General features: G+C 68.2%; 13 protein-coding genes and 1 pseudogene. 5 read left to right on the top strand and 9 right to left on the bottom strand.

What is annotated here, in order from left to right:
- The first annotated feature begins 7 nt into the window (after positions 1–7).
- A complete protein-coding gene (locus OHA88_RS41045) occupies positions 8–1,210 on the top strand; it encodes a PP2C family protein-serine/threonine phosphatase (RefSeq protein ID WP_328629313.1) in 1,203 nt (400 codons plus the stop codon).
- A 34-nt stretch (positions 1,211–1,244) separates the two neighbouring features.
- On the opposite strand, the gene OHA88_RS41040 is transcribed toward OHA88_RS41045, so the two are convergent.
- The 3 genes from OHA88_RS41040 to OHA88_RS41030 form a co-directional block, all read right to left on the bottom strand.
- Complete coding sequence (locus OHA88_RS41040; RefSeq protein ID WP_328629312.1) at positions 1,245–2,321, bottom strand: protein kinase family protein; 1,077 nt, start codon at positions 2,319–2,321, stop codon at positions 1,245–1,247.
- A gap of 282 nt (positions 2,322–2,603) precedes the next feature.
- The gene (locus OHA88_RS41035) at positions 2,604–4,163 is read right to left on the bottom strand and encodes a pectate lyase family protein (protein ID WP_328629311.1); all 1,560 of its coding nucleotides are present in this window, start codon (positions 4,161–4,163) and stop codon (positions 2,604–2,606) included.
- A gap of 250 nt (positions 4,164–4,413) precedes the next feature.
- Positions 4,414–5,391 (bottom strand): LacI family DNA-binding transcriptional regulator, encoded by a 978-nt coding sequence (locus OHA88_RS41030; RefSeq protein ID WP_328629310.1) that lies wholly within the window; start codon positions 5,389–5,391, stop codon positions 4,414–4,416.
- Between the two features lie 794 nt (positions 5,392–6,185).
- On the opposite strand from OHA88_RS41030, the gene OHA88_RS41025 reads away from it, so the two are divergent.
- Positions 6,186–9,074, top strand: a complete 2,889-nt coding sequence (locus OHA88_RS41025) for a M4 family metallopeptidase (protein WP_328629309.1) — start codon at positions 6,186–6,188, stop codon at positions 9,072–9,074.
- A 754-nt stretch (positions 9,075–9,828) separates the two neighbouring features.
- Here the strand turns inward: OHA88_RS41025 and OHA88_RS41020 are convergent.
- Entirely contained in the window at positions 9,829–10,065 is a 237-nt protein-coding gene (locus tag OHA88_RS41020) for a DUF6281 family protein (RefSeq protein ID WP_328629308.1), read from the bottom strand.
- Between the two features lie 769 nt (positions 10,066–10,834).
- Between OHA88_RS41020 and OHA88_RS41015 the strand changes: the two genes are divergently transcribed.
- From OHA88_RS41015 to OHA88_RS41005, 3 genes are all read left to right on the top strand, one after another.
- Positions 10,835–12,039 (top strand): IS3 family transposase gene (locus OHA88_RS41015; RefSeq protein ID WP_328623696.1). Its coding sequence is split into 2 segments (ribosomal slippage): positions 10,835–11,075 and positions 11,075–12,039, totalling 1,206 coding nucleotides; the frame shifts between segments, so codons are not numbered across the junction.
- Positions 12,040–12,405: 366 nt separating this feature from the next.
- Complete coding sequence (locus OHA88_RS41010; protein ID WP_328629307.1) at positions 12,406–13,617, top strand: epoxide hydrolase family protein; 1,212 nt, start codon at positions 12,406–12,408, stop codon at positions 13,615–13,617.
- Positions 13,618–14,078: 461 nt separating this feature from the next.
- The gene (locus tag OHA88_RS41005) at positions 14,079–15,083 is read left to right on the top strand and encodes a bile acid:sodium symporter family protein (protein WP_328629306.1); all 1,005 of its coding nucleotides are present in this window, start codon (positions 14,079–14,081) and stop codon (positions 15,081–15,083) included.
- Between the two features lie 48 nt (positions 15,084–15,131).
- On the opposite strand, the gene OHA88_RS41000 is transcribed toward OHA88_RS41005, so the two are convergent.
- The 5 genes and pseudogenes from OHA88_RS41000 to OHA88_RS40980 form a co-directional block, all read right to left on the bottom strand.
- Positions 15,132–15,392, bottom strand: coding sequence for a hypothetical protein (locus OHA88_RS41000; protein ID WP_328629305.1), 261 nt, complete (start codon positions 15,390–15,392; stop codon positions 15,132–15,134).
- Between the two features lie 325 nt (positions 15,393–15,717).
- Complete coding sequence (locus OHA88_RS40995) at positions 15,718–17,712, bottom strand: SpoIIE family protein phosphatase (protein WP_328629304.1); 1,995 nt, start codon at positions 17,710–17,712, stop codon at positions 15,718–15,720.
- Positions 17,713–17,856: 144 nt separating this feature from the next.
- Positions 17,857–17,997: pseudogene (locus tag OHA88_RS44770) on the bottom strand (PAS domain-containing protein); the annotation flags it as partial.
- A gap of 382 nt (positions 17,998–18,379) precedes the next feature.
- On the bottom strand, positions 18,380–19,162 hold the full coding sequence (locus tag OHA88_RS40985; protein ID WP_328629303.1) for a VanZ family protein: 783 nt from the start codon (positions 19,160–19,162) through the stop codon (positions 18,380–18,382).
- Between the two features lie 93 nt (positions 19,163–19,255).
- Complete coding sequence (locus OHA88_RS40980) at positions 19,256–21,343, bottom strand: SpoIIE family protein phosphatase (RefSeq protein WP_328629302.1); 2,088 nt, start codon at positions 21,341–21,343, stop codon at positions 19,256–19,258.
- Positions 21,344–21,817: the final 474 nt, after the last annotated feature.

The raw sequence follows: 21,817 nt of genomic DNA, 5'->3' as shown, positions 1-21,817 counted from the left end.
GTGTGCCGTGAGAATACCGGGGATCGACTACCACGCCATCTTCGAGGCGTCACCCAGCGCAATGCTGGTGCTCAATTCCGTGTTCGTCATTCTGGACGCGAACCCGTCTTATCAAAATCTGGTCGGTCGCACCCGCGACGAACTCATGGGCCAGTACGTGTTCGACGCCTTCCCGCAGGACGACGAATCCGAGATGGAGGACCAGAAGGCGTCAATGCGCCGGGTGCTGGAGAGCCGCGCCCAGGACGTTGCGGGCCCTATCCGCCACGACTTGGAGGAACCGGACCGGCCAGGAGTGTTCGCGGAGCGCTACTGGAGCCCGATCAATGCCCCCGTCCTGGACTCCGACGGGCAGGTCGCGCTGATCGTGCACCGCCTCGAGGAAATCACCGACCTTGTCCGCGCCGGGGGCCCGGACGCCGATCACCGGCGCCGCCAGATGAAACTCGAGCTGTACGCCCGCTCCCGCGAACTGCAGCAGGTCAACGAGCGATTGCGCCAGACCAACGCCCGCGAACGGCAAATCGCCCTCGCGCTCCAGGACTCGATGCTGCCCGCCCCCCAGGCCCTCGCCCGCCACCAGGCAGCTGTCCGCTACCGCCCCGCGATCCACACCCTCAACGTCTGCGGGGACTGGTACGACGTGACCCAGCTCTCCAACGGCAAGTACGCCGTGGCCGTCGGCGACGTCGTCGGGCACGGCCTGGCCGCGGCCGGCGTCATGGGTCAGCTGCGCAGTGCCCTCAGCGCCGCCATCCGCGTCGTGGGCGGCCCCGCATCGGCACTCGACGGACTCGACCTGTACGCCCGCTCCGTGGACGGCGCCCTGTCCACCACCGCGGTGCAGACCATCATCGCCTGGGCCGACCACCGCATCACCTACAGCAGCGCCGGCCACCCGCCCCCGGCCCTGGCCGATCCCGACGGCACCGTGCGCTTCCTTGACCAGGCGACCGACCCGCCGTTGGGGGCCAGCCTCGAACACACCCCCCGGCCCCAGGCCTCCACCACTTACGCCGACGGCGCCACCCTCGTCCTGTACACCGACGGGCTGATCGAGCGCCGCGGGGAGGACATCGACCAAGGCCTGCAGCGCCTCGCCGACCATCTCGCTCGCCACGGCAACGGTCAGGTCGAGGCACTGGCGGATGAACTCATCGACCTCAGCTCCGCCACCGATGACACGGCCGTGGTCATCGTCCGCCTGTGACCTGGCCGGCGAACGCCGGCCGATCCCACCGCCTCTACCCCACTGAACAACCACCCGGCCTGGCCCGTTCAATGTCCGCGGCCGGATACGGTGTCCGCTTGCTCACCGTCAGCAGGCGGTGGTGGAACCCGTCCAGCACGACGGCAGCCCGGGCATGCCGGTCGATGATCGCAGCGATGGCGGGCGGGACCGCCTCGGACCTTTCACCCGCGATCCAGTTACGCAGAAAAGCCTCGTGCTCCAGCTTGCCGCGCACGCCGTCGGGCAGATGGTGGCGAAGCAGATGGTTCGCGATGTAGCAGCGGTCATACGCGAGATGGGCGGTGAGGAACTCGGTCTCGTCCTGCGAGAGTTCGAACCCGGAGCTCAGAGCGAGGCCGAAGTCCGCGAAGTAGATCAACCGGCCGTCGGTCAGGATGTTGTTGAAGTGGGCATCGAAGTGAACGAGTCCGCGGGAGCTCATGAAGGCGGCTCCGCGCGTCAGGGCTTCCTCCGCCCACGCGTACGTCGGGCCGTCCTCGCCTGCCCGAGCCGCCTTCCGCTGGTCGCCCAGCCAGACAGAAAGTGTGTGCGGGACGTGTTCCAGGAAGATCACCAGACTGAAGGAGGACCGGCCGATGGCCTCCAGCCGATCACGCACGGCTGGCGAGCCCTCCCAGTGCGCGACCGCCCCGTCTATGCCCCCAAGAGCGTCGGCGAATCCCAGGGGTGGGGCGTCCGGCAGGACCCGCCAGTGGTACATCAGCGGAAAACCCTCGTACTCGTTGCCGAGGACCCAGTTGGTGGTCATCGTATGCACGGCCAGCTCGCGCCAGGCCCCGAAGCCGGCTGAGCCCGCCCCGTACTGATAGAACATCGGCAGCCCGAAGAGGTTCGCTGTCGACCGTGCGTTCTCCGACCGCATCTCGATGTCCGTCAGAGGGACTCGCTTGACGAAGACTCGGGCTCCATCGACCTTGAGCTCCGCCGTCCTGCCCCCGATGCCCGACCCGAGAGGGGTGGCTTCGGCCACGACTTCGCCGAGTCGACGGTCGCTCATCAGCGACAGGTGCGTGGAAACGGATCCGTACGTCGCCAGGCGTGCGACATGCCGAGGGTCCGGGTGGTCCATCGACGACTCCTCAATGCCCGAACCAACAACCGCAGCGATCCCGCGCATGCGAGCGACCCTATCTCTGCCAGCCGGCCGGCGTCCTGAGCACCGATGTGACACGGCCCGACGAACCAAGAAGTCTCAACACGCAGAACCCCGACGGTTCACCGCGCTCCGGCCGTGACCGCCGCGCACTGCTGATCGACCTGAACGGGGGCCGTCGGATGCGACGGCCCCCGTTGCTGCTGCCCGACGTGTCCGGAGATGCCGGCCCCCCGGACGGTCGGCGCGACCGCGCCGCTATCCGGCGTAGGTCTCGTACTCGGCGATCTTCGGTGTGCCCGTCGAGCTGACGATCTCGAAAGTGATCTTGCTCAGCGAGGTCCGGGGGACCGCGATCGCGCCCGCACCGCTGCCGGAGGTCAGGACTGCGCCGGTGTCGCCGTTGATGACTCTCCACGATCCGATGCTGCCCGCGGAGCCTGACGCCTCCCGGATGTTGATCCTGGATACGGCGGTGGCGGAGGCCCACTTGATCGAGATGGAACCGGTCGAGCCGGCCGGCGACCAGAAGGTGCTCATGTCACCGTCCCGCACGTTGCCGAAGCTTGTCCCGCCGGCCTTGCTGGAGCCGTCGGAGCCGGCGCCGATGCTGAGGTTGGTCCCGCTGGGCTGGGTGGGGTCCGGCGTGGGAGTGGTGGGGTCGGGCGTGGGTGTGGTCGGTGTCGGTGTCGGTGTCGGTGTCGGAGTCTGCGGCGAGCAGTTGCCGTTCGACACCTGCAGCCCCTTGTTGGCCCCTGCCGTCTGGGTCACGATGTCCGGCACGCAACCGGCCGCATCGAGGCTGTAGGAGTAAGGGATGCTGACAGTGGTGTTGGACTGGGGGTCGGGGCCGGCAGGGTTGTTCTCGCTGCCGGGGCTGGACCAGGTCACGTTGTCGAAGGTGTTGCCGCTGACTTGCCAGTAGCCGGCCGCGTCGGTGTAGAAGGTGCCCAGGACGTCCTTGGAGTCCTTGAAGTAGTTGTTGTCCACCTTGGCGCGAGCCCCGGCTCGGGAGTTGATGCCGGATTCGTTGAGCTTCACGTAGTAGTTGTTGTAGATGTGGGCTATGCCGCCACGCAGCAAGGGGGTGCGGGAGTCGATGTTCTCGTACAGGTTGTGGTGGTACGTGATGAAGCCGTTCGAGAGCTCGGTCTCACTGGACCCGACGAGGCCCCCGCGGCCGGAGTTGCGCAGGATGCTGTAGGACAGGGTCACGTACTGAGTGTTGTCCTTCATGTCGAAGAGGCCGTCGAACCCTTCCGACTCCCCGCCCGATGCCTCAAGGGTGGTGTGATCGACCCAGACGTTGCGGACGTCGCTCTCCATGCCGATGGCGTCACCACCGTTGGACGTGGGCGAGCCGGACTTCTTGACGTTCCGAACGGTCACGTTCTGGATGATGATGTTGCTGGCCTCGCGAATGTGGATGCCAAGCTGGTCGAAGACCGCCCCGCTGCCGACGCCGACGATCGTGACGTTGCTGATCTGCTTGAGCTCGATCACGCCGTCGGCGGTGTTGCAGCTGTCGCCCGACACCTTGGCGGTGTTGCCGTGGTTGATGGTCCCCTCGACCTCGATGGTGATCGGGGTACTGCTGCTGGCCCGGCCGCACAGGGCCGCATGGATCGCGGTCCCCGTGGTGGCCCGCACCGTCTGCCCGCCGGCACCGCCGGTGGTCCCACCGTTCTGGGTCGCGTAGCCGGTGGCCGTACCGGTTGCTGCCGACGCCTCGGGCATCGACATGACCACACCGGTCGCGGCCGCAAGGGCCATCGTGGCCAGTGCCGCATTGAGTCGCAGTGCGACTGGTCGTCTCATCCTCGCCTCACCTTTCGTTGTCGAATGCTGGGTGTTGCTGCTACGTACCGTGCTCATTTCGGCGGGCCGTCGAGGCTGCCGACCTGTTGCCGGGCAGCTCGCCGGTCGGCCCAGATGTGGGTGGTGAAGGCCGTCCCCGATTCCGCAATGATTTCTGTATGAGAACCGAGTTCGTGTATGTGAACAGCGGTGACGGTACGTCACCCGCTTTGGCCCGTCAAGAAGTTGAGAGGAACGATCAGCCGGCCGATTACTCCGGGGCGGCGGTGGAGTCCCTGACGACCAGGGAGGTCGCCAGCATGGTCTGGGCCGTGGCCGGTTCTCCGGACGTCTCCAGAGCCTGGATCAGCAGATCGACCGCCGTGCGCCCCGCCGCGGCGGTGGGCATGGCGACGGTGGTGAGCCGGGGGCGGTTCAGTCTGCCGGCGACGGTGTCGTCCACGCCGATCACACTGATGTCCCGCGGCACGCGTACGCTCCGGTCGTCGAGCCCTTCGATGAGCCCGATGGCGACCAGGTCGTTGTAGGCGATCACAGCGGTGGCGCCCGTCCCCAGGACGGCGGGCGTTGCCGCGATGCCGCCGTGTTCCGTCGGCGGATTGGGGCCGAGGACGTCCAGCCGGACCCCCTGGTCGGCGGCGGCCTTCCCGGCGGCCCGTCGCATCTGCGCGCTGGTCCACGAGCCCCGGGGGCCACAGACCAGGGCCAGATGCTCGTGCCCCAGTCCGGCCAGGTGATCCACCGCGAGGGCCGCACCGTTCGCCACATCCATGAGTACGGCGGAGAGCCCCGCCACGGAACGGTTGACCAGGACGAAAGGCAGCTCTCCGCCCAGCCGGCCGATGACGTCGTTGGCCAGCCGGGGGCTGACCAGGATCACACCGTCCACCTGGCGGGCCAGGGTCTGGATCAGTTCCTCCTCGACGGCCGCGTCCTCATCGGTGTCGGCGACGAAGACCTGGTAGCCGCGGACCCGTGCGTAGGCCTGAGCGGCCTTGATGAGCGGCGGGAAGAAGGGGTTGGCGATATCGGAGACGATCAGTCCCAGATTCCGTGTGCGGCCCGTGGTCAGGGCGCGTGCGGTCTCGTTGGGCTGGTAGCCCAGTTCCGCGGCGATGGCGAGCACCCGCTCCCGGGTTTCCCGCTTCACCAGATGGGAGGCGGAGAAGGCCCGGGAGACGGTCGAGACATGAACCCCGGCGGCCTGGGCGACGTCACGGATGGTCATGACCACGGTTGCTTCCCTTGCCCGCCGTAAGCACTGTCGGCCGACCTCTGCCCGAACCCGGCCGACTCTTCGTCAGGTGCACACACCAGCCCGCACCGACGGCGCCGCCTCCTTCTTGCAACCGGTTGCAAAAATGGGCAGCGGCCAAGGGGCGGAGATGACCAGTCCGACTCCGCACCTGCTTCCACGGACGCCTTGGCGGCAGCCGTGGCCTGTGCCTTGTAGCACCGGAAGTCCTTTCGGCCGGGGGTCGATGGGGGTGTACGAAGCGCGGGGATACCTCGCTCCTCCGGCATACGGCCCTCAGACACTGGGATGCAACCGGTTGCATTCCGAACTTGCATCAGAGTGGCGGCGAGTCCTGAGCATGTCAATGCATTCGTCAACTCCCGTTCTGCGCAGCGTCCTTGTCCCGCCGCAGGAACGGCCCGACGTCTTCGTCACGAGCCGGAGCAGGTGCGGCTCGAGGCTTTCTTCCAGGACGCCGTCGACGAGCCCTCCGTGCACGCCCGGCACCGACCTCACCCCACCGCCGGTACGGCCCTGTGGCCGGACGGCCGGCAGCGGCCTCGACACCTGAGCGGATGAACCCGAGGGTCGACGGTGTCGGCCGCACCGGGGCCGCCTGCCGCTTCACACCTGCGCAACTGCGCTTACCGGCCCCGGAGATCCTCTTGTGGTTCGTGTGCGGGACGACAAAGGTGCAGTCCGAGCCGCGGGCGCGACGGTGCGCCGATCATCTGATGTCCCACTACCGGGCCTGGGCTGTACCGGGCCGTCGGAGGCACTTGTACATGTCATCACACATACGGCGTCGGCCTGCTCGCAGACCCGGACGCGCCGGTCTGTCGGCGCTGCTTGCGGTCACAGCGGCCCTGAGCGTCACCGGCCTGACCTCTCCCGCACAGGCGACCGGGCCGGCCGCACCGAGCGGGGACACCGCGCCGGGTACGGAGACACCCGCCTTGGTGGAGGGACTCGCCGACGCGGTGGACGCGTCACTCCCAGCCGCGACGGCCGCCCGGACCCACTTGGCCGGGCACAAGGACCGCTATCGGATTCTTTCGCCCGAGCGGGATTTGAGCACCGACATCGTCACCACCGACCCCGACGGTTCCGAGACGGTGCGCCTGGATCAGAAGTACCGCGGAGTCCCGGTCCTGGGCGCCCAGTACGTGGTCCGGATGACGCACAGAAACGGCAAGCGGACCGTCACCGGCACTTCCGGCTCCTACTTCACCGCCCTCGACATCGACACCGACAAGGCGACGCTGCCGGTCGGCGCGGCCGTGGACGGCGCGGTGCGGCAGGTGCAGGCCGAGCTGGCCAAGGGCGGTTACCGCCCCACCCACGCGAAGAGCGGGGCGGACACCCTGTCCGGCACCGACCGCGGGCTGACCGTCCTGCCCACCGGCAAGGGTGTCCTGACCCGCCACATCACCGTACGGGGCACCGACCCGGCTACCGGCGCGCCGGTGGTGCAGGAGGTCTACGTCGATGCCGCCACCGGCGTCACGCTCTTCGAGTCCGGCGGGCTGCCGACCTTCACGGCGCCACAGCAGGCCGCAGGCCACCAGGGCGGCAGGACCGGCAGGCGGACAAAGCCCGGTGAGCCGACCAAGCCCGGGAACGGGTCGGCCGGTGTCACCGGACAGGGCACCCTTCTCAACGGTTCCACCGTTCCGCTGTACCTGACCAAGGACGGTGCCACCGGCCAGTACCTGCTGCGCGACACCGCGCACATGGCCGACGGCAAGCAGCGGGGCGTCATCCAGACCTGGGACGCTTCCAGCCTCTGGTACCAGGATGTCTCCGGCGTATGGCCGGAGGGCGTCGTGCCGTTCACCTCGCCCACCCCGAAGATCGGCCCGGAGCTGACCGCGTCCGGTGCGGTCGACGCGCACTGGGCGGCTGGGAAGGTGTACGAGTACTACCACGACACCTTCAAGCGCGACAGCCTCGACGACAAGGGCATGGCAATCAACTCCCTGGTCGGCGTGACCGACTACGGCTCTCCGTTCGTCAACGCCTTCTGGGACCACACCAAGATGGTGTACGGCACCGGCGACGACGAGTACCGTTCGCTGGCCTCGGACCTCGACGTGGTGGGCCACGAGATGACCCACGGCGTGGTGGAGCACACCGCGAACCTTGTCTACGCCGGCCAGTCCGGTGCCATGAACGAGGCCATGGCCGACTACTTCGGCAACGTCATCGACGTCACCGCGAACCACACCCCGATGAGCGACCCCGACGCGGGCCTGATCGGCGGCGACCTGTGCCGGAACCGGACGCCCCGGGAGTGCGCGTTCCGCGACCTGAACGACGGCGCCACCACGAAGAAGTTCCTCGGCCTGCCCCTCGGCTCGGCCTACGACAACGGTGGCGTACACGTCAACTCCACCATCTTCAGCGGCGCGCTGTGGGACATCCGCGAAAGCCTCGGCGGCCCGCTGGCCGACCGCATCGTCTACCGGGCGCTGTCCTCGTACGTCGCCCCGCTCGACGGCTTCGACGAGGGCCGGGAGGCGGTCGTCGCCGCGGCCAAGTCGCTCGGGGTGAAGGGCAGTCAGCTGACTGCGGTGAAGAAGGCCTTCGAAGCCCACGGCGTCGTCCCTGGCTGGGAGAAGAGCCTGGGTCTGGACAGCGACATCCTGGTCGGCAGACTCGGCACCATGATGTCATTCGTCGGCACCGGCAACAGCCCCAGCGCGGGCAACGGGTGGTGGGCGGTCCCCAAGTCCAGCGCCGACGGCACCGCACCGTACGCCGTGTGGGTCGGCCGCACCGACGGCAAGCGCAAGGCCCGGCAGATCTCCCCGAACGACGGTCGGTCCCACCTCAGCCCGGTCACCGACGGCAAGCGCGTGGTCTGGGTGGCCGTCGGCGACGTCTCCCCCGACGACCCCTACTCCCACACCTACGACATCATGTCCGCGCCGGTCGGCGGAGGCGCGCCGAAGACGCTGTTCAGCACCACCGGCGAGATCAGCGGCCTCAGCGTCGACGGTGACACAGTGGCGTGGTCCAAGCGGGACGAGGGAACCGGGCTGCAGCGGGTCTCCTACCTGACGGGCGGCAGCACCACCCCGCAGGTGGTCCCGCTCGGCCGGGACTACAACCAGGCAGTCAAGCCGGCCGTGAAGAACGGACGCATCGCGTACATCCACGACGGACTGTTCGACGGCGTCTACGGTGTTGTCGTCGAGGTCTACGACATCACGGCCGGCACGACCACGCCGCTGGGCGCGCCCTCGCAGCCGGAGTGGATCAGCTCCCCGGTTGTCACCGCCTCCGGGGTGTACTGGCTCATCGACACCGACTACACCGACGACGACTTCACCACCCTGCGCCGGGCGGACGTCGACGGTTCCGATGTCACCGACCTCATCGCGGAGAAGGGCCCGAACCCGGTCCGCTCCTACGGTCTCACCGCCTCGGAATCCGCCGTCACCCTGACGGTCTACGCCTCGTATTCCCAGGTGTTCGACGACTACAACGACTCCCTCGCGAAGCTCCAGCAGTTCACCCCGAAGGGCGCCCCGCTCGGTCGCGTCTCCTGCAGCCGCGGCCAGCAGTCCAATGCGGCGGCCGAAACCGGCAGCCGTGTGCTCTGGATGGACACCACCACCACGGACACCGACCTGGTGACCCGGAACCGCCCGGCAGGCACGTGCGCTTGAGCACCTCCTGCCCGACCAACCGACGGGGTCGGGACCGGCGTTCGCCGGTCCCGGCCCCGTCGGCCGTCGGCAGCGGCTCGGAGACCCGGCCCCTGGCCATGTCGACCGTCCGCAGGCCGGACACACCGGACACCCCGTCGAACGTCATCACAGCGGCCCGGTGGCGAACCGGATCGACTGCGCCGCCCTGGTAGGTGACCGATGTGGAGCCGCCTCCCTGGTCGAGTGGGCTCAGTTTCACCTCGGCCCCGGTCGCGGTGTCGCGCAGGTCGACCTGCGGAAGCACGGCACCGTCGAAGGACTGGAGCGCGATGAGGGTGTTCCCGGTCGACCAGTCGGCCACCGGCCGCCACTTCGACGGCCGAAGTGCCCGGCGACTGGAGGTAGAGGTCGCCCTCCAGTTGATACGTCCCACCATCGAGGGCGCGGTGAGTGATGAACGATGCGACCATGTGCATCCTCCCGGGGGGCGGGTTCTGTATGACAGGACCCCTGGAACCGGAGCAAATCCGGCGGGGCTTCGTCGTCTCACGCGCTCTCACAGGGGGCTCACCGACTGTGCGGACTCTCCCGGACCATGAGGCCCTGACCTGGCATCACGTTCCCGCCCTGGATGGGTCGGAAGCCCCTGGACAGTCGCTGTGACCTGCGCCGGGTCGCCGACAGCTTCGACTCGCCAGCCGAGGCCCTGTTCTGGTGCGCGAGGTTCGGTGTGACGTCAGCTCTTGAGCCACACCGAACCCCGCGTTCCGGATCAGTGGCCGTCGATCAGTTTCTGTACCTCGGGCGGGAGCTTCGAGCCGGAGTAAGCGGCGAAGAACGTGGCTGTCTTCGGCGTGTCCCCAATGGCGATGGCGATCTTGGGAGAGATGCCGTCCACTTCATAGGCGGTCTCCGTCGTATCCGGCTCCTCGCCCTTGTCCTGGCCGCCGGTGTCTTCGCAGGGTGGTTTGGTGGCGGTGCCGAGCTTCTTCCCAAGTGTGAAGTTCACGTTCGCCACATCCCGCTACGATCGGTCCTGATAGGTGTACCGGTTGACGCAGGAAGCGGATTCCTCCCCACCGCTACCACTGTCGGCCGTGCACGCGGCTACTGACATCACCATCGCCGCCGCCATCAGCACGCCCGCGGATCGCCCGTTCCAACTCATGCGTGTCCCCCTCAGTAGATGCTGCAAAGAGGAAGAGTGTCTCCTCTTTGCCGACTGCCCTTGCCTTCGCTCAGCACGGACACGAGAACGTGCCCATGGTGAGGCTCTTGTGTCCCGAACCGACATACCCCAGCCCCGAGATGTGTCCGGCCTCGTGAGGGCTCACGGTCGGCCGGGGCAGCTCCGGTGAGCGCCGCATCCGGTCTGAGTAGTGAGCACCCTGCCCAGGCAGGACGACAACCTTCCTGCCAAGTCGACGTCGGCAAACCGGATCAGGTTCCCTTGCCGCGTCCACCGCCCCGTTTCGGACCGAGACGTGATCTTGCAGCCCGGGTCACACGGCGAGGACCGCACGGACTCCCAGAAGTACCTGAGCTCAGCTCAGCCACCGCCGCATCCTCGCCTGTGGCGTGGAAAGTGGTGATCCCCGGCTCGGCGGCCGGCGGAAGGTACACGGCGTGATCATTCACGAACACACACCGCTCGACGGGCAGACCGATCCGCTCCAGATTCAACCGGTAGACCGCCGGATCGGTTCTGGTGAGGTGATCCCCGTGGTGTGGACACACCTGACAATGGATCTTGTTGATCCTGGAAGGTGTAGATCTCTGTGGCACGGCTTTCGAAGTACAGTGCGGAGTTCCGGTCCGACGCGATCGCGTTGTGGCGGGCTTCGGCCGGCAGGCGGACGTTCAAGGACGTCGCGGCTGATCTGAACGTCAACCCCGAGACGCTGCGGACCTGGGTGCGTGATGCCGACGGCCGTCCGGCTCCTGCCGGCGCGTCGCAGGACATTGAGGCGGAGTTGGCCCGGCTGCGGGCGGAGAACGCGCGGCTGGCCAAGGCGGAGAAGGAATGGCAGCTGGAGCGGGAGATCCTGCGTCGGGCAGCGGCGTATTTCGCCCGGGAGATGAAGTGAAGACCGCCGCTTGGGACTTCGTCTCCGCCCATGCCGAGGTGTTCGGCATCAAGCGGATATGCCGGGTGCTGGAGGTCTCCCGCTCGGGCTACTACCGGTGGATCGCCGGCGCCGAGGCGCGGGCGGGGCGGCAGGCCGCGGAGGACGTGCTGGTCGAGGAGATCCGCGAGATCCATGCCGAACACCGCGGGAACTACGGCGCGCTTCGAGTCCATGCCGAACTGCGCGGCTTCGGCCACACGGTCAACCGCAAGCGCGTGGCCAGGCTGATGCGCAAGCACGGCATCGTCGGCCGTCACCTGCGCAAGAAGCACCGCACCACGATCCCGGACCGCCTCGCGCCGCCGGTGGCAGACCTGGTCCAGCGGGACTTCACCGCCAGTACGCTGGACGAGAAGTGGTGCGGCGACATCACATACGTGCAGGTCGGAGCCGCGTGGCTCTACCTAGCCTGCGTCATCGACATCCGTTCGCGCCGGGTACTCGGCTACTCAATGGCCCCGCACATGCGGGCCGAGCTCGTCATCGACGCGCTCCAGGCCGCGGTCGCGGCCCGCGGCGGTGACGTCACCGGGGTGATCTTCCACGCGGACAGGGGCTCGCAGTACACGTCCGCCGCGTTCGCCCAGGTCTGCGACCGGTACGGCATCCGCAGGAGCATGGGCAGGGTCGGCTCGAGCTATGACAACGCCCTCGCCGAGAGTTTCTGGCAGGGACTGAAGCGAGAGACGACGCACGGGAAGCTGTTCTTGACTATGCCGCAGGCGAGGCTGGAGATCTTCCAGTGGCTCACCTACTACAACGCCCGACGCCGACACAGCGCGCTGGGTTACCTCTCCCCGCTGGAGTTCGAACAGCAGCACCACCAGACAGCTAAACTCTCCCTCGCAGCATGAACCCCGGTGTCCACACTCCGGGGGTCACCTCACTGGTCTGGCCATACCGACCTCCTGGGAGACGACGTGCACGTCGTACAGCTCCCGGATTCCGACGGCAGGACGCGTCGCAGCCGGCGCTCGCGCAGCGCCCGCTCGGGGTGCACAGCGCCCAGGAAGCTCGACCGGCACGGCAGGACCACCACCGGCTCCCACTTCGACTGATAGCCCAGAGGCGTCCAGGCGCCCGAGCCGATAGCGACCGAACCGCAGCTGGAGAGGAGTTCACACACCCCAAGGACGGCCAGTTCGGATATCACACCGAGTAACCAGTGTGGGGGTGGCTTGCTGAAGGAGCCGGGGCGCCAGTACGTAGCATGTGCAGGCATGACGACGTTGGCTGACGAGAGCATCCACCCGTTCCGTATCGACATCCATCAAGACGAGTTGGACGATCTCCACGAGCGTCTCGACCGCACTCGCTGGCCGGACGAACTGCCCGGAGTGGGCTGGGAGTACGGCATTCCGCGTGATTACCTCAAGGAACTCGTGAGGTACTGGCGGCACGAGTACGACTGGCGTGCCGCGGAAGCCCGGTTGAACCAGTGGCCGCAGTTCACCACCACGATCGACGGGGCGAATATCCACTTCGCCCACATCCGGTCGCCCGAGCCTGATGCGACCCCGCTGGTCATGACGCACGGCTGGCCGGGCTCGATCGTGGAGTTCACCGAGGTCGCCGGACCGCTCACCGACCCACGAGCCCACGGCGGCGACCCTGCCGACGCATTCCACTTGGTGCTGCCGAGCATTCCCGGGTTCGGGCTGTCCGGGCCCACGAGGGACCGGGGCTGGGAGTTCAAGCGGGTCGCCGCCGCGTTCGCCGAGCTGATGGAGCGCCTCGGATACGAACGGTACGGGGTGCAAGGAGGTGACTGGGGAGCAGCCATTTCCCGGGAGCTCGGCCGGACACGGCCCGACCGGGTCATCGGCGTACACCTGAACCTGCTGCCGAACTCAGCCGCGACGCAGGACCCCAGTGCGGACGACCTGGACGCGCTGGGCCCGGCCGAGCGCAAGCGCACGCTGGCCTCCTGGCAACGCACGCAGGAATGGAGCCGTGACCGCCAGGGCTACGCCGACATCCAGTCCACCCGGCCGCAGACCCTGTCCTACGGCCTCACCGACTCTCCGGTGGGCCAACTGGCTTGGATCGCAGAGAAGTTCAAGGAGTGGACCGACTCCCACAACCGCCCCGAAGACGCCGTCGACCGCGACCAGATGCTCACGAACGTGATGTTGTACTGGCTGACCGGTACAGCAGGCTCGTCCGCCCGCATCTACTACGAGCGCGCGCACGCCGACTACTGGGGCACACCACCTGAGTCCTCGACGACGCCGACCGCGCTCGCCGACTTCCCGCGGGACAACTTCATTCCGCTGCGGCACATCGCGGAGCGGACGAACAACATCGTGCAATGGACGCAGTACGACCGCGGCGGGCACTTCGCGGCCATGGAACAGCCGGACCTGCTGGTCGGCGACGTAAGGACGTTCTTCCGAAACTTGAGAGACCGCCGACGGAGCCACCACGGGTAACCCGGATCTGCCGGCCGCTCGGCACACCGCTCATCACCGACGTACGCCTCTCGCTTCAGATCAACGCCATCGATCACCGGTGGCCAGTTGTCTCCCCGTGAACCGGCTGCGAGTGGGGAAACTCAACTGGCCGCTGTCCACATCCGCCCGGGCCGGGGGCGCCGCTTCGGTGTGCCGCCAGCAGTCACCCGAGGAGCGCCCGTCCTGCCGTTGAGGGTGCTCCGGATCGGCGCTCCAGGACGCGCCGCGGCCCGCACACTCGACAATCCCGCGTCCCCCGTCTCCCGTGCTGGTCCTGACCTGTGGCCGGCGCCTGCGCCGCATTGCGGAGCCAAGTCGAACCCGTGCATCACGTCCAAGGACGCTACCGCCCGCATCCTGGACGCTATGACCAGATACCGAGACTCGGTTGCGAAGGACCGGGCTCGCATCGTCTCATCACGCTCGTGCAAACCGAACAGATGATCACTGAACCACCGGCGTCCGACGACAAGGCAGCCCGACGCGCCGTCACCGTGTTCCCCGTCCTCGTACTCGTGGCGGGCGCAGCCGGTCTCGTCACGCCCGGCACGTTTGCGGGCTGGACGAGTACGGTTCCCTACCTGCTGGGAACCGTCATGTTCTGCATGGGGCTGACGATGACCCCACTCGACTTCAGAGGCGTAGCGAAGCGTCCGTGGGCCGTAGCGATCGGCCTGGTCGCGCACTACGTGATCATGCCGGGGCTCGGCTGGCTCATCGCCCATGTGCTCGGACTCCCGCCGCAGTTGGCGGCCGGTGTGATCCTGGTCGGCTGCGCGCCGAGTGGCACGGCGTCGAACGTGGTGACCTTCCTGGCCCGCGGCGACGTGGCGCTGTCGGTCTCCGTCGCCACTGTCTCCACCGTGCTCGCCCCGCTGGTGACGCCGCCGCTCACACTGCTGCTGGCCGGTGAGTACCTGCCGGTGGACGCCGGTTCGATGATGACGGACATTCTCAAGACAGTGCTGCTTCCGGTGCTCGGCGGCCTGCTGGTGCGGCTGGTCGCGGGCAAACTCGTCGACCGGGCGCTGGGTGTGATGCCCTGGCTTTCATCGCTGGCCGTCGCCGCGATCGTCGCCGCCGTCGTGGCAGGCAGTGCCAGTACGATCAAATCGGCCGCCGTCAGCGTGTTGATCGCCGTCGTGCTGCACAACGGCTTCGGACTCGCTCTCGGCTACGGCGTGGGCAAGGCCACCGGCCTCGGCCGACCCGCCAGCCGCGCCATGGCTTTCGAGGTCGGCATGCAGAACTCGGGGCTCGCCGCCTCACTGGCGACCGCTCACTTCAGCCCGCTGGCCGCCCTACCCGCAGCCGTGTTCTCCGTGTGGCACAACATCTCGGGTGCCCTGGTCGCCGCCTGGCTGTCCCACCGGTCACGGCACACTGCTCCGGCACCCGCGGGCGCCGGCCACGCACTGGCCACAACCACGGCCGAGGAAGCCTGACGGAAATTGCCCGGACGGGCCGGCGCCGATTCGCCGGGTCGTTGCAACTCATTTCTGGCTGAGCTTCATGCGTCCGGTCAGACCGCCGACCTCGCTGCGGAGTTGCTGCACGGAATCGGCAAGGGAGGCCAGGGCGGACTCGATTTCGACCACTACGGCTGCGTGCTTGTCCATGGTGGCCGCGTGCTCCAGCTGTGCCCACACAGCTGCTTCCGCCACCAGCGCGTTGCGCTGGGGACTGGCGACCGGGTGCCGGGATGCTTGGGCGAGCAGTTCGCAGGCCTTCTGGCCGGGGGCGCTGTCGGTCATGGACGAAATCCTTCCAGCGGGCCCACGCCGACTGGCGTGTTTCGGACGGTGGATCTCAAGAGGCGCATGCCCCTGACCTGTTGAGCAGGTGACCGGCGTGTTCCAGGATCACCATCCTCCGCGCCGCCCCGGCCCTTCGCGGAAGTCGTTGGCGATCTGGTGCAGCGCGTCCTGCCGGTTGACGGGCCCGGGTTTCTACCGGACTCGCAGCACCAGTAAGCCCCCGGTCGCGCCGTGCACAAGGGGATCAAGGACGTGGCGACCGGGTTGCTGTGCGGAAGGCGTCTCGTCGCGTACCCCGAGTGAGCCGCGAGTGTGGTGCGCACTAAGCAACGCCGGTGAGCTGCTGCGCCCAGACGGTCTTCCCCTGCGCGTCATAGTGGGTGCCCCAGTTTTCGGCGACAGTGGCAACGATGAACAGCCCTCGTCCCGTCTCGTCGATGGTTCGCGCGTGCTTGAGGTGCGGAGCGCTGCTCACAGCGTCGCTCACCTCGCATGTGAGCATCCCGTCCAGAATCAGACGCAGTCGCAGTGGTGGGGCACCGTAGCGGACCGCATTGCCGACGAGCTCGCTGACGATGAGCTCGGTGGTGAAAGTGCTGTCTTCGTCGATCTTCCAGGCCGCGAGCTGTCGGCGGGCGGCGGCGCGCGCACGGGGTGCGGCTTCGGGGCCGGCCGGCAAGGGCAGGGTGAGGACCTGCTCCGCGGGGAGCGCCTTGGCGCGTGCCAGCAGTACCAGCTTCTCCGTCTCGTAGCGGTCCCTCATCACGTAGGCGAGCGCGTCGCAGAGCTCGTCCAACGGACGAGCAGCTCCTTGGTCCAACAGGGAACGCAAGTGCGCGGACGCCGAAAGGACGTCTTCGTTGCCGACTGCCAAGGTGCTTCCTGCGGGTACGTCGACCGTGGTGGCTGGGAACGGGGCCTGGTCGGTGCCGGCGAGTACTGGGCCCGCAGCAACGGAGAGGGTGGTCGAGCTGCCGTCGGGGAGGACCACGTAGGGCTCCGGCAGGCCCGCGCGCACAATGGTGCACTGGTGTTCGACCGAGTCGTAGACCGCGATCAGGCAGCCGGCGGTGAGCGGCTCGCGGTGCAAGGGGTCACCGACCGGGAGCGCCGCGCGTTCGGCGGCCAGGCGAGCGGCAGTGTCACTCAGCCGCGCCATCAGTTCGTCCGGTTCCAGGTCCAAAGCGGCCAGGGACTGGATGACCATCCGCAATTGCCCCATCGTGGTGGCGGTGGCCACACCCAGCCCGGCGACATCGCCGACGACCAATGCTGTCCGCGCCCCCGCCAGCTCGATCACATCGAACCACGCGCCCCCGCCTCCTCGTCCGGGAAGGTGCAGGTGGGAGACCTCCACCGTTGACGGCGTCGCTGGTCGCTGCGGCAGCAGCCTGCGCTTCACAGTCGCTGCGATAGTCCGCTCTCGCATGTAGCGACGCGCGTTCTCGATGCACAGCGCGGCGTGGGCGCACACGTCGGACGTCAGCGCGAGGTCCTCTTCCTCGAACGGGTCCTCTGCCCCGTGCCGATAAAAGCTCACCACGCCCAGGGCCTGGCCCCGCAAGGCCAGCGGAGCGACGATCAGGGAGTGGGCGCCGGAGCGTTTGATGGCCTCCGCCCGAGCAGGATCGGCCGCCAGCCACAAGCTGTCTTCCTCCACCGGGACGACCCGCGGGCGCAGGTCGGCCAGTACGCGCGAGAAAGGGGTTCCGTACGGCAGGTTCCGCACCTCACCCACCGGGTAGGCCGACATCAGCCCTCGAAAAGCAGCCCGCCGCAGGGGTACTCCCGGGTCGACCGGGGCCAGCGGCGGGTCCTCACCGCGGAACACGTCCTCGATGACCTCGACCACCGCGATCCCCGAGAACGCCGGTACCACCGCTTTCGTCAATTCCTGGCAGACGGCCATGACCTCCAACCGCTCGCCCACCTGTCGACGGACCTCTTCCAGGATCTTCAGGCGTTGGAGGGCACGCTCACGGTCGGTGACATCCATGACGGAGGCAACCAGCCCCAGGACCCCACCGCTTTCGCTCTCCAGGCGCACGTAGGAGATGGAATAGGTTCTCGGATTGCTGCCGGCGGGCCCCTGCACGGATCGCACCATGCGGTCGAACACCGGCTCCCCGCCTTCCATGACTCCGCGCGCCACTGCCGCTTCCTCCTCAGGGGCAGCAAGCCGGTAGGCCTCGGTGAACACTTGGCCCGGCAGAGAGCCGACCGAGGTGGCGCACATCCCGTGCATCTCCGCGTTCACGCGGACGATGCGCAGTCGGTCGTCCAGGACATGCAGGTGCATCGGCAAGTGAGTGAACATGGACCGCAGCATCGCCAGATCCCAATGTGAACCGGCGTCCACGCCGGCTCGCACCTCCCACGTCACCGACGAGTCGGTCAGTACCGGCCTCACCACTACCGAGCCCGGACCGTCGGAGAGGGCCCGGAGCCAGTTCTCAGCGGCACTGTTCTCGTGCACGAGGGCACTGACTGACCGGCCCACAGCCTCCTGCGCAGACCATCCGAACACCTCGCCGGCCGCAGGAGACCAGTCGATGACCCGCCCGCCGTCATCGATTCGCATGAGCACGTCTCCGCTGGACATGGCCGCACACCTCCGCTCCGGCCCGTACCCACGAGCCGCACAGCCGCTCGGCCGCAAGCAGGTACTCATGGGCGCAACGGCGCCCACTTCCATAGTGAGGGCCACAGGTCGACCCGGAGACCGGAAGCGACGCCTTCGTCCGGATGAAGCCGCCGGTCGAGTCGGACGACGGCTCCAGCCGGGCGATCCCGAACGACGAGGACAAGGGATTGGACCGGATGGGTGACCCGACCGTCAGGTAACGCCGACGCGCTCCCCGACGCCTCTCTCCGGACAGTGGTTCTCCGCCCGGTTCCAGGAGGTCATGAAGAACGCCTGCTCGGCGCTCCAGGAACCGTGACGGCCGGGTCCGGGCGCTCCCCGCCCGGACCCGGCTCACAGGTCACCGGTCACGGGTCAGTCGGCCGAACAGGGCGCGTCCGGAGGCAACCAGTCCGGACGGGCTACGGCGGATCGCGGCCCTGCTCCGGGACTTGGACTTCGGTTTCACCTCGGACTTGGTCTTGGCCTTGGATGCAGGCGTGGCCTTGGACTTGGATGACGGCTTCGGCTTGGGCTTGGGCCTGGACGTCAGCTTGGACGTCAGCTTGGACTTGGTCCGGGACTTTGGCCCGGACTTCGGCGGAAGCTTCCGCTCGGGCTTCGGCTCCGGAGCCGCCTCCGCGCGGGTCGTCCTCTCCGCCAGCACGTGATAGCCATGGCTGATCCGCCGCCCCACCAGCAGATATCCGAGCAGCGCGCCGCTCGTGTTGAGGATCGCGTCGTCGATGTCGAAGGCACGCCCGGGGACCAAGGCGCCCTGGACGAGTTCGATCACCACCATCACCGTCACCGTCAGCAGGACCATGCGCAGCATCCGGAGCCGGCGCGGCACGAGAATCGGCAGCAGGATGCCGAACGGGACGCCCAGCAGGAGGTTTCCGCCGGCCTGCTTGCAGGCCGCGAGGAAGGTGTAGTCCTCGGCGTACTGTCGCAACGACCTTCCGGGCCGGAGGTTGGACCGGACGAGGTCCTCCGATGCCGGTGATGGGGTGAGCGTCACCTTCGCCAGGGCGATGGAGAATGCGATCAGGGCCAGGAATGTCGCCACCAGGACAAGCGCACGCAGCAGCGTGCTTCCCCACACGCGTCGTCGCCGCTCCTGACGATTCACCTCTGCTGTCATGGCACACAGTTGCCCTCATCGGCCACGAGCACACCTGCGGAACGCCCTTTCATGCCCCGGCGGGCCGGACGGGGATGGGGTCAGCGCCAGTGATCACGGTCGGTGGCCGTTCACGCGACAGACGAGGAGGGCGACGTCGTCGTGGTCGTGCGGATGGCGCAGCGCACCCAGGAGGTGGTCGCAGGTGGCTTCGAGTGTCGGTTGCGGCTCGGTGAGGAGGTCGAGGAGGGTGTTCAGGCGGGTGTCGATGGGTTGGTCGCGGGTTTCGACGAGGCCGTCGGTGTAGAGCAGCAACTGGTCGCCGGTATCGAGCTTCAGGGTGGTCTGTTCGAACGCGGCGACGCCGACGCCGAGGGGAGTGCCGGTGGGCAGGTCGACAAGTTCGGGCGGTCGGCCGAGTCGGGTCAGGACAGGCGGCATGTGGCCGGCGAGGGCGATCACGCAGTGCATGCGGTGCGGGTCGTAGACGGCGTAGATGCAGGTGGCGAAGCCGGGCTCGAGGCCGGCGGCGATGTGGTCGAGGTGCAGGAGGACCTGCGCGGGGTCGAGGTCGAGTTCGGCCAGGGTGCGGACGGCGGTGCGGAGCTGTCCCATGGTCGCGGCAGCGTTGATCCCGCTGCCCATCACGTCACCGATGACCAGGGCGGTCTTGTCGCCCGCCACGGGGATGGCGTCGAACCAGTCACCGCCGACCTCCGCGGAGGCCTGGGCGGGCTGGTACCGGTAGGCGATGTCCAGGCCGGTCGGCTGGGGTGGCCTGTGGGTCATGAGGTGGCGTTGCAGGGTCAGGGCGGTGCGGCGCTGGTTCTGGTACAAGCGGGCGTTGTCGATGCGCACCGCAGCGCGGGCGGCCAGCTCACCGGCCAGGACGATGTCGTCGGGGTCGAACGGCTGCGGATTGCGGGCGCGGCACAGGTCCAGGGCGCCCAGGACTTCCCCGCGGGCTATCAGCGGCACGGCCAGGTAGGCGTGCAGCCCGGCCTGGGCCAGGAGGGCGGCTCCCCGCGGCTCGGCGGCGATGTGCTGCAGGTCCGCTTCGGTCACCTGATTCACCAGGACGGGGCGGCCGGTGGTCACACACTGAGTGATGAGCCGGTCAGCGGCGTAGGTGGCGATGTGCCCGGTCTGATCGGCCGCGTAGACGGCGTCGGTGGGATAGGCAGCGGTGACTGCCAGAGCCCTGAACAGGGCCGGTGCCCCGGGCGACACAGTTTCTGGTTGCCGGTCGCCGAGGACTGCGTCGAGGATGTCGACGGCGGCCAGGTCGGCCAGTTCGGGCACCAGGATGTCGGCCAGCTCCCGGGCGGTTGTCTCCACATCCAAGGTGGTGCCCACCATCGCCGAGGCCCGGGCAATGGTCGCCAGCCGCTTGCGGGCAGCGGCCGCCTCCAGGCCGGCGCGGTGCTGCTCGGTACTGTCCACCACCGACGCCGCCACACCCAGCACCCGCCCGCCCGGATTCTCGAGCCGGTAGTACGAGACCGACCGGGCGATTTCATCGCCCGGATCGGTCGGTGACCGGCCCACGATGAAGTGGTTGATCAGCGGTCTGCCGGTGTCCAGAACCTGCCGCATCATCGACGCGACGGCCTCGGTATCGTCCAGGAACCGCAGGACCTGGTGGACATCACTGCCGATGTGCTGGGCGGCCGGCAGGCCGTTGAGGCCCTCCAGCGCCGGGTTGACCATCACGTACCGCAGGTTGGTGTCCAGGACGGCCAGGCCGATCGGGGACTGGGCCACCAGCTGCACCGACAGCGCCAGATCCCGTTCCACCTCTCGCAAAGTGGCCTGATCGGTGGCGATACCCAGGGCGAATGGCTGTCCGTGCTCGCCCAGCAGCCGCATGTTGCGGAACTCCACCAGCCGCGTACTGCCGTCCTTGTGCCGCACGGGAAACACACCGGCCCAGGTCTCACCACTGGTCATCACCTGCGCGAACAGGTGCAGCACCAGGTCGAAGTGCTCCGGGGCCACCAGCAGGGGGGCCGCGAACCGGCCCAGCGCCTGGTCCGCGGTCCAGCCGAACAGCTCCTCGGCCTGCGGACTCCACAACGCGATCCGTCCCGCGCTGTCCAGCACCACCGCGGCCACACCCAGCACGTCCAGCAGCCCACCCGGCTCGGCCGGGGCGACCCCCACCGAGGCAGGTCCCTCCGGAAACGCACCGGTGGCACCCATGAGGCACCTCTTCTCCCGAAATGCATAGCCGTGCTCGACTCCGTGGACCCCTCACCAGGCCTCTCATCGTCTTCCATCCTCTCTCCCGGCGCTACGGACCACAGCCTGAGGACCTGGCGGGCGGAAGAGGGCGGGGCGGATCCGGTGTGAGAAGTTCTCCGGCTGAAGGCTGGGGTGTGGGCGGGTGGGAGCCATCCGTCCGGGTCAGGGGGGAGCAGACTCCAGTAGAGGCCCCAGGGCAGGAACGCGATGGGAACCGTGGTCTCACACGGCCGAGGTGGGGCTCTGAGGAGGCTCCGCCGGGGCTCCCGCGCGGATGGAGGCCCGACACGTCCGGCGGATGGAACTCCACCCGCCGTCCCGCCTGACTCCGCGGAGCAGGCGCGGCACCGCCGGACCGGATCTCGGGCTGATCAGCGCGGTACCGACAGCCGATTACCGACAACCGTTACGGACCGTCACCGCCGGTTGTCT

It is taken from the genome of Streptomyces sp. NBC_00353 (genome assembly GCF_036108815.1).
GTDB lineage: Bacteria > Actinomycetota > Actinomycetes > Streptomycetales > Streptomycetaceae > Streptomyces.
The sequence above is the reverse complement of the archived record's forward strand: the minus strand, read 5'-3'. Positions and strand labels throughout refer to the sequence as shown.

Coding starts and splice junctions, on each gene's coding strand:
- OHA88_RS41040 (WP_328629312.1), bottom strand. CDS start 2,321: ATGGACCACCCGGACCCTCGGCATGTCGCACGCCTGGCGACGTACGGA.
- OHA88_RS40995 (WP_328629304.1), bottom strand. CDS start 17,712: ATGTTCACTCACTTGCCGATGCACCTGCATGTCCTGGACGACCGACTG.
- OHA88_RS41005 (WP_328629306.1), top strand. CDS start 14,079: ATGATCACTGAACCACCGGCGTCCGACGACAAGGCAGCCCGACGCGCC.
- OHA88_RS40980 (WP_328629302.1), bottom strand. CDS start 21,343: ATGGGTGCCACCGGTGCGTTTCCGGAGGGACCTGCCTCGGTGGGGGTC.
- OHA88_RS41030 (WP_328629310.1), bottom strand. CDS start 5,391: ATGACCATCCGTGACGTCGCCCAGGCCGCCGGGGTTCATGTCTCGACC.
- OHA88_RS40985 (WP_328629303.1), bottom strand. CDS start 19,162: ATGACAGCAGAGGTGAATCGTCAGGAGCGGCGACGACGCGTGTGGGGA.
- OHA88_RS41035 (WP_328629311.1), bottom strand. CDS start 4,163: ATGAGACGACCAGTCGCACTGCGACTCAATGCGGCACTGGCCACGATG.
- OHA88_RS41010 (WP_328629307.1), top strand. CDS start 12,406: ATGACGACGTTGGCTGACGAGAGCATCCACCCGTTCCGTATCGACATC.
- OHA88_RS41025 (WP_328629309.1), top strand. CDS start 6,186: ATGTCATCACACATACGGCGTCGGCCTGCTCGCAGACCCGGACGCGCC.
- OHA88_RS41000 (WP_328629305.1), bottom strand. CDS start 15,392: ATGACCGACAGCGCCCCCGGCCAGAAGGCCTGCGAACTGCTCGCCCAA.